This window comes from Aeromonas sp. SG16 (assembly GCF_024436135.1).
GTDB classification, from domain to species: Bacteria; Pseudomonadota; Gammaproteobacteria; order Enterobacterales; family Aeromonadaceae; genus Aeromonas; species Aeromonas jandaei.
Genome location: NZ_JANFNW010000006.1, coordinates 61,721 through 75,308 on the forward strand (window position 1 = coordinate 61,721; position 13,588 = coordinate 75,308).

Genomic DNA, 13,588 nt, shown 5'->3' on the forward strand with positions numbered 1-13,588 from the left:
ACTGTTATCAACCAGATGTGAGCCATGATCCCCACTGCCCTGCGACAACCTTTCTTTATCCTCTCGGCCGGCCTTGCCGTCGCCGGTTGCGATAACGATCGGCTCCACACCATCTGCAGCAATCACCCCGAGCTCTGTCAGGATCTGGTGGACGACGGCTGGTGCCGCTACGAACGCACCGCTGTCATCCGCAGCCGCTTCTACCTGCAAGAGGAGCAGAGCGATCGCCGCAGCTACGAGCTGATGCGCAGTCTGGAGCGTTACATCAAGTGCGCCGAGCACTCCACCAACATCGAGTACAAGCGGGCCCGCGAGCAGAAAAGCCCGCGGGTGGAGGGGATGCTGGCCGCCGGCGATCAGCTGGCCCGGCTCGATGCGGCGACCCGCAACTCGCAGGATCCCTACCTGCTGCTCTGGCACTGGACCAACAACAGTGACGAGCGGGCTCGCCAGCAGTTTCTGGCGCAGGAGGGGAGCAAGGGGCTGGAAGAGCCCGATCTGCAGCTGGTGCTGGCCGGTATCTATGCCAAGAGCGAGCCGGACAAGGCCATCGCCATCCTGCACCACGGCCTCTCCCTCTATCGCGAGGGGGAGCAGGTCAACAGCCGTCTGCTCACCTCCCTCAGCACCCTCTACATGGGCCAGAAGCAGTATGAGCAGGCCTATCTGTGGGGCAAGGTGAGCGAAGCCTTCCCGAACAACCCCGAGGTCTCCGCCAAGCGTTTTGGCCTCTACTACAGCCTGAGCAAGCCCCGTCAGGATGCCCTCGATGCCCAGGCGGCCGAGATCGTCCGGCAACTGCAAGGCGGCAGCTACCGACCCTGAGGAGATGATGAGTAACCCATCCGGGGCCAGCGTCTGGCCCGAGCCCTTCGACCTCTCGTTTGTGCATGGCGAGATAACCACCGATGGCCGCACCCTGGAGCGCCTCACGGTGCGCGCCGTGGTGCTGCGCGGCGACGAGCTGCTGCTGGTTCACTCCCGGGTCAACGGCGATCTGATGTTCCCCGGTGGCGGCATCGAGGCGGGGGAGAGCCACCATGTGGCGCTGGCCCGCGAGCTGCTGGAGGAGTGCGGCGCCGAGCTGCTGGACGTTGGCGCCCTGCTTGGCGAGACCCGCGAGTATCGCGCCGCCCGCGAGCTGGGGTTCGATGCCTACTGCATCCGCTCGCTCTACTATCTGTGCCGGATTGGCGAGCAGCTGGTAGCGCCGCAGCCGCAGCCCTACGAGATCCGGCTTGGCTTTGTGCCGGGCTGGTTTGCGATCGATGAGGCGCTGCAGACCAACAAGACCCAGCTGGCGGGGCCATGCCCCCAGTGGACGGCGCGGGAAACCCGGGTGCTGGCCCAGTTGCAGCGCTGGCATCAGCAGGGGCGCTTCGAGGAGGAGTGACCATCAGGAGTGACAAGGGGGCGCTATGCCTCTCTTTGTCGTTTATATCGGGGGTGGCATCGCGCCTTGCCTGCTCGTATAGCGGACGGTTTCACGGCTCAGATTGTTGCAAATAAACCGGTTGGAATTTTCCATATGTTGCACTGATGAGACAATTTGCCTTGCCGATGCGTCGGGCTTGCCGGCCATGATGGCCAGAAAGCAGTGCCCGATCTGCCGTCATACCAGCTAAACAGATGCTTGCGGGTGGTGTCGGCGGTCTTGATAGCGCAGCATCAGCCAGCAGAGATGAACCATAAAAAGAGCTGAGCCATAAAAAAGAGCGCCTCGGGGCGCTCTTTTTGTTGCTGCTGGCGAGAGGAGGGGTTGTTTGGCCCCTCTTTGCTGCGAGGTTATTTGACCTCTTCGCCCTTGGCTTGCAGATCCGCGTGGTAGGAGGAGCGCACGAAGGGGCCGCAGGCAGCGTGGGTAAAGCCCAGCTCCATGGCGACATCTTTCAGCTCGTCGAACTCTGCGGGCGGCACGTAGCGCTTCACCGGCAGGTGGTGGCGGCTCGGTTGCAGATATTGACCCAGGGTCAGCATATTGACGCCGTGGGCGCGCAGATCTTTAAGCACCTCGACGATCTCTTCGTTGGTCTCGCCAAGGCCCATCATCAGACCGGACTTGGTCGGTACGTGGGGGTGCATCTCCTTGATGCGGCGCAGCAGCTCCAGCGACCACTTGTAGTCGGCACCCGGGCGGGCAACGCGATACATGCGCGGGGCAGTTTCCAGGTTGTGGTTGAACACATCCGGCGGGGTCTCGCGGAACACCTCAAGGGCCTGCTCCATCCGGCCGCGGAAGTCCGGGGTCAGGATTTCGATGCGGGTCTGCGGGCTGTGCTCGCGGATCTCGCGGATGCAGTTGGCGAAGTGCTGGGCACCGCCGTCACGCAGATCGTCGCGGTCCACCGAGGTGATCACCACGTACTTGAGGTTCATCTCCTTGATGGTCAGCGCCAGCTTCTTCGGCTCTTCCGGATCGAGGGGGAGTGGACGGCCGTGGGCCACGTCACAGAAGGGGCAGCGACGGGTGCAGATGGCGCCCATGATCATGAAGGTGGCGGTGCCATGGTTGAAGCACTCCGCCAGATTGGGGCAGGAGGCCTCTTCACATACCGAGTGCAGCTTGTTCTTGCGCAGGGTGCTCTTGATGTGCTCGATCTTCTGGCTGGAGGGAGGCAGCTTGATCCGCATCCAGTCCGGCTTGCGAAGAAGTTCCTCGTTGGGATCCGGCATGAATTTCACCGGGATCAGGGCCATCTTGTCGCCATCGCGCAGCTTGACGCCCGGCTCCATACGAACGGGTTTGCTCATGATTCACTCTCGGTGTTTGTTATTGTTTGATAGCCAATCAGGCGGGCCAGCTCGGCCACCAGAATGGATTGCGCCTCGGCCACGCTTTGCGGGCCGCCCAGGGCGCTGGTCTGGGTCATGGCCATGCCCGCATAGCCGCACGGATTGATGTGCAGGAAGGGGGTCATGTCCATGTTGACGTTGAGGGCCAGCCCGTGGAACGAGCACCCCTTGCGGATGCGCAGGCCGAGCGAGGCCAGCTTGGCCTCCATGCCGAGGTCGTTTTTCACATAGACCCCGGGAGCATCAGCCTTGGCGTAGGCCGCGATATCGCTTTTCGCCAGGGTGTTGATGATGGCCGTCTCCAGCGCAGTCACCAGCTCGCGCACCGAAAACTTGCAGCGGCGCACATCCACCAGCACGTAGAGCACCAGCTGGCCCGGGCCGTGATAGGTCACCTGACCGCCGCGATCGCTCTGCACCACCGGGATATTGCCCGGGTTGAGCAGGTGTTCGGCCTTGCCGGCCTGACCCTGGGTGTAGACGGGATCGTGTTCGACCACCCAGAACTCGTCGGGGGTGTCGCCGGTGCGGTTGTCGGTGAAGGCTTTCATGGCGTCCCATACCGGCTGGTAGGGGCGGCGACCCAGATGTCTGACGATAAGCGTGTTCTGGGCGGGGATCCCGGATGACATGGCTTCCTCACGGCGGCTCAATGGCCAAAAACAGTCGCCCCGCAGAACGGGGCGAGAGAGACATTACAGTACGTACTTCACCAGCTCGATCTTGCCAAGGGCGGTGTACATCGCTTCGATGTGCTCCTTGCTCTGGGCGGTCACGGTCACGCGAACCGAGTGGTAGTTGCCCTTGGAGCTGGGCTGGACGGTCGGGCTGTAGGTGCCGGGGGCGTGCTGCTGCAGCACTTCAACCACCATGTCCGGCAGCGCCGGGTCGGCAATGCCGAGTACCTTGAACGGGAATTTGCAGGGAAACTCCAGCAGTTCGTCAAACTTGGTATTCATTTACTCACCTTTGGGTGTCTTCATGGCGTCGTCACGGGATGACGCACTCTTGTTTGGCGCTTGGCCGATGGCCCGCGAGGGCCGCCATCTCAAGTCTATATGGGCATGGCCCGTGCCGGGATCAAGGCCCGGATCGTCAGACATGAGTGGGGGTGGTGCTTTTTACCACAAATCGGCATGGGGCGGAACCTGCAGTTTACAGGGTTATTCACTGGCTGGAGCCACCAGAAACAGCAGCGGCGCCTGTTGGCGCCGCTGTATGGTGAGGATTGTGCGTCCCGATTACTTGAACCAGCTGGAAACCAGCATCACCAGGTAGTCCCACAGACGGCTCATCAGGCCACCCTCTTGCACATCTTCCAGAGCAACCAGCGGCACCTGCTTGATCTCCTTGTCGCCCTGTTTCAGGAACACGGTACCGACGCGCTGACCCTTGGCCAGCGGGGCTTTCAGTTCGCTCTCAAGCTGGAAGTCTGCTTTGAGGTTGTTGCCCTGACCGCGGGTGACCAGCACGGAGATATCCTTGTCGACGCCCAGTTTCACTTCCGGCTTGTCGCCCATCCAGATCTTCTGGGTGACCAGTACGGTGCCCGCCTTGTAGGGGGTCAGGCTCTGGAAGAAACGGAAGCCGTAGGTGAGCAGCTTCTTGCTCTCGGCGGCGCGGGAGGCCTCGCTGTTGGCACCCAGCACCACGGCGATCAGGCGCATGCCTTCGTTGTTGGTGGCGGAGGAGACCAGGTTGTAGCCGACCTGGCTGACGTGGCCGGTCTTGATGCCGTCAACTTGCAGGGACTGGTCCCACAGCAGACGGTTGCGGTTGTGCTGGGTGATGCCGTTGAAGACGAAGGACTTCTGGGAGTAGATCTTGTACTCCTCCGGCAGGTCGCGGATCAGTGCCTGACCCAGACGGGCCATGTCGTGAGCGGTACTGTAGTGACCTTCCGCATCCAGACCGTGCGGGTTCATGAAGTGGCTGTCTTTCATGCCGAGCTTGGCGGCCCAGCTGTTCATCAGGCTGGCGAAGGAGTCGGTGCTGCCGGCCAGGAATTCGGCCATGGCGACGCAGGCGTCGTTGCCGGACTGGATGATGATGCCCTTGTTCAGGTCATCGACGGAGACCTGCTTACCCACCTCGATAAACATCTTGGAGGAGTCGGAGTAGTTCTTGGACCAGGCGTTCTGGCTGATGGTCACCATGTCGGTGCGCTTGATGTTCCCCTTCAGCAGCTCCTGGCCGATGATGTAGGAGGTCATCATCTTGGTCAGACTGGCGGGCGGCAGGCGCTCTTCGGCGTTCTGCTCGGCCAGCACCTGACCGGAGTAGTAGTCGATCAGAATATGGGCCTTGGCGGAGATCTCGGGTGCGGCGGGAACAACAACCGGGTTGCTGTTCGGAGTAGGAGCCGGCATCGGGGTATTGGCCTGAGCGGTGGCGCTGATCAGTGAGGCCAGAAGAACTGAACGGGCAAATTTGGACATCTTGAAATTCCTGCGATCCAGATGGGGATAAAATGCGGGCCTAACTATACCAGATGCGCCCGCAGGTTATAGCCCGACATGGCGATCAGAACTGGTTTTTTATCCATCACTTAACGCCAGCACGCCATAAAACGACGTGATGGCGGTAAGTAAGCGGTTAGTCACACCCGCAGCAAAAGGGTAACGATCAGGGAACGATAAAGGCCTGTTCGAGGCCACCCTGACGCACTTTTTCCAATGTTGCGGCTTGCTGGTCGGTCGCAACAGGGCCAATCAGCACCCGGAAAATGGCACCATGGCTATCGATCCGGTAGGGGAGGCCATAACGCTGGGTCATCACCTTGCCCATCGCCTCGGCCCGCTGCTGGGAGCCGCTGGCCAGCACCTGGATCATCTTGCCGTCACCGCTGCTGGCAGGGGCTGCCGCCTTGGCCGGAGCCGGTTTGGCCGGTGCCGCTTTGGCTGGCTTGGCGGCGGGTGCCTTGACGGGCGCCGCTTCTGCGGCCGGTGCAGCCATGGCGAGCTCGGTCGGTTGACCGATGAAGCCATCCTGTGACATCGCCTGAGGTGCAGCGGCGGCAGCCGGGGCGGTCGGCGTCATCTCGATGGGTTTCATCGGCTCCATGATCACCATCTGATCCGGGGTGTCGTTGATGAGTTCGAGCCGCACCCGCGCCTCGCCACCCTCGATCATCTCGAGCTGTTTGGCGGCGGCGGGGGAGAGGTCGATGAGGCGGCTGCTGTCAAACGGGCCGCGATCGTTGACCCGCACTATGGTCTCCAGCCCGTTGTCCAGATTGGTGACCCGCACGTAGCTTGGCAGCGGCAGGTTGCGATGGGCGGCGCTGAACAGCTTGCTGTCCTGTACATCGCCATTGGCGGTCTTCTGGCCATCGAGGGAGGGGGAGAGCCAGCTGGCAGTGCCCTCTTCGCTGTAGTGCTTGATATCGCGCCACACCTCGAATTTCTCCTGGCCGCGCCAGTAGTCCCGGTTGCCGCTGGTGCTCAGGGGCTCGGGGCGCGGGATGGCGCCGGTGGCTTGCGGGATCTCGATAACGGGCGGTTTGCTGGCGGGCGGCAGATCGACCGGGGCGGACTGTTCCGGCTGGCTGCTACTGCAGGCGGCCAGCAACAAGCTCAGGCTGAGCGGGAGGAGTTTGTGACGAAGATGCATACGCTTCCTGAATGGCTTGGCTAAGTTGATACACCGCCATCGCGTAGAGCGGGCTGCGATTGTAGCGGGTGATCACATAAAAGTTATGCCGTGCGACCCAGTATTCCGGTCCATCGGCTTGATCAAATGCCAGTAACTTGACCGGCGTCTGCGGGGCCAGCGGCGTGGCGAGCTCAATCCCTGCCGCCGCCAGTTCTGACCACTGTTGTGTCAGCTCGGGCTCTCGCCTGAGCAGGGGATCAACCGCCATCAGCCCGATCTGGGCCGGCTCGACCACCGCTTCACCCCAGCGCCACTGGTGGCTGGCGAAGTAGTTGGCCACGCTGCCGATGGCATCGGCCGGATTGGCGAAGAGATCCCGTTTGCCATCGCCGTCAAAATCGACGGCGTAGTGGCGATAGCTGGAGGGCATGAACTGCCCCATCCCCATGGCCCCGGCATAGGAGCCCTTGAGGGTATCGAGTTGCCACCCCTCCTCTTTGGCCAGCAACACCAGCTGGGCAAACTCCTTGGCAAAGAAATCGCTGCGCTCGGGGTAGTGAAACCCCAGGGTGTAGAGGCTGTCCAGCACCGGATGACGGCCCATCTGGCGACCGTAGAAGGTCTCGATGCCGATGATGGCGACGATAAGCGAGGCCGGTACCCGATAGGTCTGCTCGGCTCGCGCCAGCGTGGCGGCATGCTGCTGCCAGAACTGCAGGCCATCCCGGATGCGATCCGGGGTGACGAACAGCGGCCGGTAGCGGTGCCAGGGTTTGGCCTCCCACGGTCGGCTGATGGTGTCGAGCACCTCCTGCCTTAGCCGGGCGCTGGCCACCGCCGCCTGCAACTCGGCCAGTGGTACCTGCTGCTGTTCGGCAAGCCGAGCGAGCACGGCAGGTTCGACGGCCGCCTCTGCCGTAAGGGCAACGAGCGAGAGCAAAAAACCAGCCAGACGCATCAGGCAAGCAGTCTTCTATGAGTCTGGATGGACATCAGTATGCCAAAACCGGCCATCAGGGTCACCATGGAGGTGCCGCCATAGCTCACCAGCGGCAGGGGCACCCCTACCACCGGCAGGATACCGCTTACCATGCCCATGTTGACGAACACATAGACGAAGAAGGTGAGGGTGATGGCGCCACCCAGCAGCCGTTCAAAGCTGTTCTGGGCCTGCATCGAGATAAAGAGGCAGCGGCTGATGACGTAGAGATAGAGCACCAGCAGCAGCGCTACCCCCACCAGACCGAACTCCTCGCTGAATACCGCGAAGATAAAGTCGGTGTGGCGCTCGGGCAGAAACTCCAGCTGGGACTGGGTGCCCTGCAGCCAACCCTTGCCAAAGACGCCGCCGGAGCCGATGGCAATCTTGGACTGGATGATGTGGTAGCCGCGGCCGAGCGGGTCTTTCTCCGGGTCGATCAGCATCATGACCCGCTGGCGCTGATAGTCGTGCATCAGGAAGAACCAGAGCACCGGCATAAAGGCCGCGATCAGCAATACCGCCAGTCCGATCAGCCACCAGCTGAGCCCCGCCAGAAAGATGACGAAGAAGCCTGAGGCAGCCACCAAGATGGAGGTGCCAAGGTCAGGCTGGGCGGCAATCAGCAGGGTCGGCAGCAGCACCATGATGAGGGCTATCACCACGTGGCTGAGTTTGGGGGGCAGCGAGTGACGGCTGAGCCAGGCGGCGACCATGATGGGCATGGAGAGCTTCATCACCTCGGAGGGCTGGAACTTCATAAAGCCCAAGTCGAGCCAGCGCTGGGCCCCCTTGCCGATATGGCCGAATACGTCCACTGCGATGAGCAGCAGTACCACCCCGACAAACAGCGGCACCGACCAGCGGGCGTAAAGGGAGGGCGGCAGCTGGGCCATGCCGATCATCAGGGCGAAGGCGAGTCCGCCGCGCACCAGCTGGCGCACGATGGAGTCCATATCCTGGCCGGAGGCGGAGTAGAGCACCACCATGGAGAGGGCGATGACGGCCAGCAACCCCAGCAGCAGGGGAAGGTCGATGTGCAGCTTGTACCAGATACTCTGCTGGCGGGCTGAATTACTCATTGGTAGCAACCTCACTCGGTTTGGACGGCTTTTCCGGTGCCGGTGGCAGTTGTGGTTCGGGCGGCAGCAGGAAGGCATCCATCATCTGGCGTGCGATGGGGGATGCGGCACGGCCACCACCACCACCAATGGAGTTCTCCAGCACCAGCGCAACGACCGCCTTGGGGGCTTCAAAGGGGGCGTAAGCGACGAATAGCGCATTGTCGCGATGCTCCGCCTTGACGGTTTTGATGTTGTAGACCTGGTTCTCTTTCAGACCGACCACCTGAGCGGTGCCCGACTTGCCACCCGAGGAGTAGGGGGCCTTGGCAAACGACAGGCGACCACTGCCTTCGCTGCCATGGTTGACGCGCCACATCCCCTCTTGCGCCACTTTCCAGAAGCTGTCGTTCTTGAGCTTGAGGGCGATGTTGGGGTTGACCGGGGCATCGACCACGCCCGCCTGCGAGGCGGTGCTCTTGAGCAGGTGCGGGGTAACGTCGTGACCGTTCTGGGTCAGGATGCTGATCGCCTTGGCCAGCTGCAGCGGGGTGGCGCTCCAGTAGCCCTGACCGATACCGATGGAGATGGTGTCCCCCTGATACCAGGGCTGGCGCCAGCGAGCCATCTTCCAGTCCCGCGACGGCATCACCCCCTTGCTCTCCTCATAGAGGTCGACACCGGTGTACTGACCGAAGCCGAACTTGGTCATGTAGCTGTGGATCTTGTCGATGCCGACCCGGTAGGCGAGATCGTAGAAGTAGGTGTCGGCCGATACCTCGATGGCGCGATAGACATCGAGCCAGCCATGACCCCAGCGGCGCCAGTCGCGGAACTTCTTGGTGGTACCGGGAATGGAGAAGCTGGGGCCACCGAAGTAGCGATAGCCCGGGGTAATGGCCCCTTCGTTGAGGCCCATGATGGACATCATGGGTTTGACGGTGGAGGCGGGAGCATAGATGCCCTGGGTGGTGCGGTTGACCAGCGGCCGCGCCGGATCGTTGAGCAGCGCCGAGTAGTTGGGGCCCGAGATACCGGTCACGAACAGGTTGGGGTCGTAGCTCGGGCTCGACTCCATGGCCAGAATGGCGCCGGTTTTGGGATCCATCATCACTATGGCACCGCGCTGGCCGGCCAGCAACTGCTGGGCCTTGAGCTGCAGCCGCACATCGATGTTGAGGTAGATATCCTTGCCCGGAACTGGGGGCTGGAACTTGAGGGTGCGGACAATCCGGCCGCGGTTGTTGACCTCGACCTCCTGATAGCCCGCCACGCCGTGCAGCTCATCCTCGTAATACTTCTCCACCCCCTGCTTGCCGATATCCTTGGTGGCTGCGTAGTTGGCGAGCTTGTCTTCCTTGTCGAGGCGCTCCACGTCGCGGGTGTTGATCTTGGCCACGTAGCCCAGCGCATGGGTGAGGGTGTCGCCAAACGGGTAGTAGCGCTTGAGGTAAGCCTCGATGCTGGCACCCGGGTAGTTGTGCTGGTTCACCGAAAAGAGCGCCACCTGATACTCGGTCAGCTTCTCGTAGAGGGCGACCGGCTTGAAGCGGCGCTGGCGCTTCACTTCGGCCAGAAACTTCTCTTTTGTCCCCTCCGGCAGGCCCAGCAGGGCGACCAGCTCATCGGCGGTTTTGGCCAGATCCGGCGTCTCTTCAGGGACAATCTCCAGACTGTAGACGGGGCGGTTTTCCGCCAGCAGCACGCCGTTGGTGTCATAGATGAGGCCGCGCGGCGGCGCCACCGGCACCACCCGGATGCGGTTGGAGTTGGAGCGGGTCTGGTAGGTGTCGTAGGACTCGACCTGCAGGTAATAGAGATTGCCCAGCAGCACCAGCATCAGCACGACGATGCCGATGTAGGCTACCAGAGTGCGCCGGAAGAACAGATTGCCCTCGGCACTGTGATCGCGCATCTCGATGCGTTGTTTCAGCATGCCTTTACCTCAGAACCATTGGGGCAATAACAGCAGGAGCGGCATTGTTCACTCTCTGTGATTCGCATGTGTGTCGGGGAGGGTGAGCCACATCCTGGCTCACTCCCTGTGATACGGGTGATTGGTGGTAATGCTCCAGGCACGGTAGAGGCTCTCGGCGACCAGTACCCGCACCAGCGGGTGGGGCAGGGTCAGCGGCGAGAGCGACCAGCTCTGCTCGGCGGCTGCCTTGCACTCCGGTGACAAGCCTTCCGGCCCGCCTACCAGCAGGGCGACATCGCGGCCATCGAGCTTCCACGCCTCCAGCTGGGTAGCCAGCTGCTCCGTGGTCCATGGCTTGCCCGGAATGTCGAGGGTGACGATGCGGGAGCGCCCCGCGGCAGCCAGCATGGCCTCCCCCTCTTTTTGCAGAATGCGGGGAATATCGGCATTTTTGCCCCGTTTGCCGGCGCCAATCTCCACCAGCTCGAACGGCATATCTTTCGGGAAGCGGCGGCGATACTCTTCAAAGCCATGCTCTACCCAGGCGGGCATCTTGGTGCCCACCGCGATCAACTGAATCTTCATGTCGGTACTTTGCTGCTCTCGTTATTGCGTGTTCACTTGAGCGGCACCGCCCCACAGTTTTTCCAGCTGGTAGAAGTCACGATGTTCATCCTGCATCACATGCACGATCACCGATCCCATATCTACCAGTACCCACTCTCCGCTCAGCTCGCCTTCCACGCTCAGCAGGTCGAGCCCGGCATGACGGGCTTCACTGGCCAGATGGTTGGCGATGGCGCAGACGTGACGGTTGGAGTTGCCGGAGCAGACGATCATGGTGTCAGTGATGCTGGATTTGCCGCGTACATCGAGGGTGATGATATCGCGGCCTTTCATGTCATCAATCTTGTCGATGATAAAGGCGTGAAGTTCTTGGCCTTGCAATGAGTCTCTCCTGTATTCCGGCGCCTGACAGCGTGAGGGCGGCGGATTATATCATGGTCACTCCCGTTTCCTACCGGAACGGGACAGCTGGGGTGTCTTACCGGCAGATGGCGCGGTAGAGCCCCTGTTGATCAATATAGTGCGCAACCGGCTCGGGCAAGAGGTAACGGGGATCTTCTCCCGTCGCCAGCAGCTCGCGCAGCCGGGTAGCAGACAATTCAATGGGTTGGTTGCTGGCCAACCAGATATGGCCTGCCCGTTGCCGGTGCAGTGCGGCTACCTCTTTGACCTGATGACGGGCCAGCAGTTCAGCCAGTTCGGCCGGATAATCGGGTTGCCAGCCGGGGCGGGTGCTCACCACCAGATGGGCGTAGTCGAGCAGCTCCCGCCAGCGGTGCCAGCCGGGCAGGCCAAGCAGCGAGTCCATCCCCATCAAGAAGCAGAGCGGCGTATCTGGCAGCTCCTGACGCAGCTCAATCAGGGTATCGATGGTGTAGGAGGGCTTGTCACGCCAAAGTTCCCGCTCATCCACCACGAAGTGGCGGTTCTCTGCCGCCGCCAGCCTGACCATGGCCAGACGCTGCTCGCTGGAGCAGTGCGGGTTGGCGCGGTGGGGCGGTATATGGTTCGGGATCAGCCGTACTTCCGCCAGACCAATGGCATCGCGCGCCTCGATGGCGGGGCGCAGATGGCCGATATGGATAGGGTCGAACGTGCCCCCCAGCAGGCCAATAGGCGCCTTCAGCATGGCGCACTCTCCATCGCCAGCGGCAGGGGCGTACCGTCACGAAAGCCGAGGGCTATGGTCTGCAGCATCAGCCAGGCCTGCTCGGTATCAAAGCGGCGCTGGGCGTCATCAAGTTGCGCCATCAGCTGCCACAGCTGCTGCAGCTTGGCGAAGGGAAGCCGGGTCAGCGCCTGTTGAATGAGCTGCTGGCGGCTCTGCCAGATGCGCAGGCGGCTGAAGTGCTCCCCCAGTGGCTGGCCGTTGCGCATCGCCAGCGACAGCTCGGTCAGCTGCTCCAGCTCGCGGCAGAGGGTCCATGCCAGCATCCCCGGCTCGGTGCCTTCGGCCCGCAGAGCGGCCAGAATGCGCTGGGCCCGGTTCACTTTTCCCTCCAGCAGGGTATCGACCAGCTGGAACGGGGTGAAGTGGGCGTGGCGGATGATGGTCTCCTGCAGATAGGTGACGCTGATGGGCTGTGGCGGCGAGAGCAGGGTCAACTTCTCGATCTCCTGGCTCGCGGCCAGCAGGTTGCCCTCGTAGGAGTGGCACATGAAGTTGATGGCATCCGGCAGCGCCTTGAGGCCAAAGCGCTGGAAGCGGGCGCTCATCCAGCGTGGAAAGAACTTGGGCTCCGGATGGTTGACCGGCACATAGGTGCCGATCTGGTAGAGCTTGTCGAACCAGGCTGCCTTCATCTGGGTCTGGTTGAGACGACCGCCGCTCAGTACCAGCAGCAGGTCGGGGTGGAGCTGCTTGCCAATGTCGCTGATGCGGGCAGCGAGATCCTTGTCGACCTTGGCGGGCAGTTCCAGTTCAATGATTTGGCGGGCAGAAAAAAGGCTCATCGCCTGACAGGCGTCGTAGACCTGATTCCAGTCCAGCCCCTGCTCCACCACGAAGGTGTGGCGTTCATCGAATCCCTGTTTGCGGGCGACCTGACGGATGGCGTCGATGGCTTCCAGTCGCAGCAGGGGTTCGTCACCAAAAACGAGATAGCAGGGCCGAAGCCCTGCTTTGAGGTGGTCACCAAACTGTTCCGGGTAGATCCGCATCAGAAGCTGACCTGACTCAACTGCCGGATCACCTGGTTGGCCGCCTGCTCCTGCATCTCGCGGTTGAGCTGCTCCTGCTCACGGGAAGAGGCGAGCGCGGCATCCGGCTTGTTGAGGAAGCTGCGGTTGAAGTTGATGGGGAAAACCTGAGTCGGTTTGCCCGGCACCGAGACGGTGAACTGGGTGCTGAAGCCCATTACATACTCGGTATCGACACCCTGTGCGTTGACCGAGGCGACCTGATTGCTGGCTCCGATAGCACCTAGGGTCAGTACCGGGATACCTTCCTTGTCGGCCAGGGTAACCCCTGATGCCTTGAGGCGGGTGGTGACCATCCGGTAGAAGTCGCTCTTGTTGTCGCCCACGACCTTCATGGTCTTCAGCTCGGCCGGAATGCCGGTGCCACGCATGTGAAAACCGCAGCCTTGCAGCAGCAGGGCTGCCAGCATGATAGCCATCCAGCGGGTGAAGATGGTGCCCATAGAAAATCCTCTTTGCATTAAGGGAAAGCGGCGG

15 protein-coding genes are annotated in these 13,588 nt (G+C 61.9%); 2 read left to right on the forward strand and 13 right to left on the reverse strand.

Going from position 1 to position 13,588, the window contains the following annotated elements; genetic code table 11:
- Positions 1–24: 24 nt before the first annotated feature.
- Entirely contained in the window at positions 25–825 is an 801-nt protein-coding gene (locus NOM67_RS14750) for a DUF2989 domain-containing protein (RefSeq protein WP_255938313.1), read from the forward strand.
- Positions 826–832: 7 nt separating this feature from the next.
- A complete protein-coding gene (locus tag NOM67_RS14755; RefSeq protein WP_182927999.1) occupies positions 833–1,393 on the forward strand; it encodes an NUDIX domain-containing protein in 561 nt (186 codons plus the stop codon).
- 392 nt (positions 1,394–1,785) lie between these two features.
- On the opposite strand, the gene lipA is transcribed toward NOM67_RS14755, so the two are convergent.
- The 13 genes from lipA to lptE all read right to left on the reverse strand — a co-directional run bounded on the left by lipA (position 1,786) and on the right by lptE (position 13,554).
- Entirely contained in the window at positions 1,786–2,751 is a 966-nt protein-coding gene (gene lipA, locus NOM67_RS14760) for a lipoyl synthase (protein WP_255938316.1), read from the reverse strand.
- The gene (gene lipB / locus NOM67_RS14765; protein ID WP_033112719.1) at positions 2,748–3,425 is read right to left on the reverse strand and encodes a lipoyl(octanoyl) transferase LipB; all 678 of its coding nucleotides are present in this window, start codon (positions 3,423–3,425) and stop codon (positions 2,748–2,750) included. Before lipB ends, lipA begins: the two co-directional genes overlap by 4 nt.
- A gap of 63 nt (positions 3,426–3,488) precedes the next feature.
- The gene (gene ybeD / locus NOM67_RS14770; RefSeq protein WP_005348100.1) at positions 3,489–3,752 is read right to left on the reverse strand and encodes a DUF493 family protein YbeD; all 264 of its coding nucleotides are present in this window, start codon (positions 3,750–3,752) and stop codon (positions 3,489–3,491) included.
- Positions 3,753–4,034: 282 nt separating this feature from the next.
- Positions 4,035–5,231: a D-alanyl-D-alanine carboxypeptidase family protein gene (locus tag NOM67_RS14775; RefSeq protein WP_033112718.1), complete on the reverse strand. Its 1,197-nt coding sequence runs from the start codon at positions 5,229–5,231 to the stop codon at positions 4,035–4,037.
- 187 nt (positions 5,232–5,418) lie between these two features.
- On the reverse strand, positions 5,419–6,405 hold the full coding sequence (locus tag NOM67_RS14780; protein WP_255938320.1) for a septal ring lytic transglycosylase RlpA family protein: 987 nt from the start codon (positions 6,403–6,405) through the stop codon (positions 5,419–5,421).
- Entirely contained in the window at positions 6,344–7,345 is a 1,002-nt protein-coding gene (gene mltB / locus NOM67_RS14785) for a lytic murein transglycosylase B (protein ID WP_255938322.1), read from the reverse strand. Before mltB ends, NOM67_RS14780 begins: the two co-directional genes overlap by 62 nt.
- Positions 7,345–8,448, reverse strand: coding sequence for a rod shape-determining protein RodA (rodA, locus tag NOM67_RS14790; RefSeq protein WP_041209958.1), 1,104 nt, complete (start codon positions 8,446–8,448; stop codon positions 7,345–7,347). Before rodA ends, mltB begins: the two co-directional genes overlap by 1 nt.
- Positions 8,441–10,363 (reverse strand): penicillin-binding protein 2, encoded by a 1,923-nt coding sequence (gene mrdA / locus NOM67_RS14795; RefSeq protein ID WP_041209959.1) that lies wholly within the window; start codon positions 10,361–10,363, stop codon positions 8,441–8,443. The genes rodA and mrdA overlap by 8 nt, the downstream gene beginning before the upstream one ends.
- 99 nt (positions 10,364–10,462) lie before the next feature.
- Positions 10,463–10,930, reverse strand: coding sequence for a 23S rRNA (pseudouridine(1915)-N(3))-methyltransferase RlmH (rlmH, locus tag NOM67_RS14800; RefSeq protein ID WP_005335166.1), 468 nt, complete (start codon positions 10,928–10,930; stop codon positions 10,463–10,465).
- Between the two features lie 21 nt (positions 10,931–10,951).
- A complete protein-coding gene (gene rsfS / locus NOM67_RS14805; RefSeq protein ID WP_033112713.1) occupies positions 10,952–11,293 on the reverse strand; it encodes a ribosome silencing factor in 342 nt (113 codons plus the stop codon).
- 97 nt (positions 11,294–11,390) lie between these two features.
- Positions 11,391–12,041 carry a nicotinate-nucleotide adenylyltransferase gene (gene nadD, locus NOM67_RS14810; RefSeq protein WP_156853070.1) on the reverse strand — a complete coding sequence of 217 codons (651 nt, stop codon included), beginning with the start codon at positions 12,039–12,041 and terminating at the stop codon, positions 11,391–11,393.
- Positions 12,035–13,072 carry a DNA polymerase III subunit delta gene (gene holA, locus NOM67_RS14815; protein ID WP_071913003.1) on the reverse strand — a complete coding sequence of 346 codons (1,038 nt, stop codon included), beginning with the start codon at positions 13,070–13,072 and terminating at the stop codon, positions 12,035–12,037. The genes nadD and holA overlap by 7 nt, the downstream gene beginning before the upstream one ends.
- Positions 13,072–13,554: an LPS assembly lipoprotein LptE gene (gene lptE / locus NOM67_RS14820; protein ID WP_156853071.1), complete on the reverse strand. Its 483-nt coding sequence runs from the start codon at positions 13,552–13,554 to the stop codon at positions 13,072–13,074. The genes holA and lptE overlap by 1 nt, the downstream gene beginning before the upstream one ends.
- Positions 13,555–13,588: the final 34 nt, after the last annotated feature.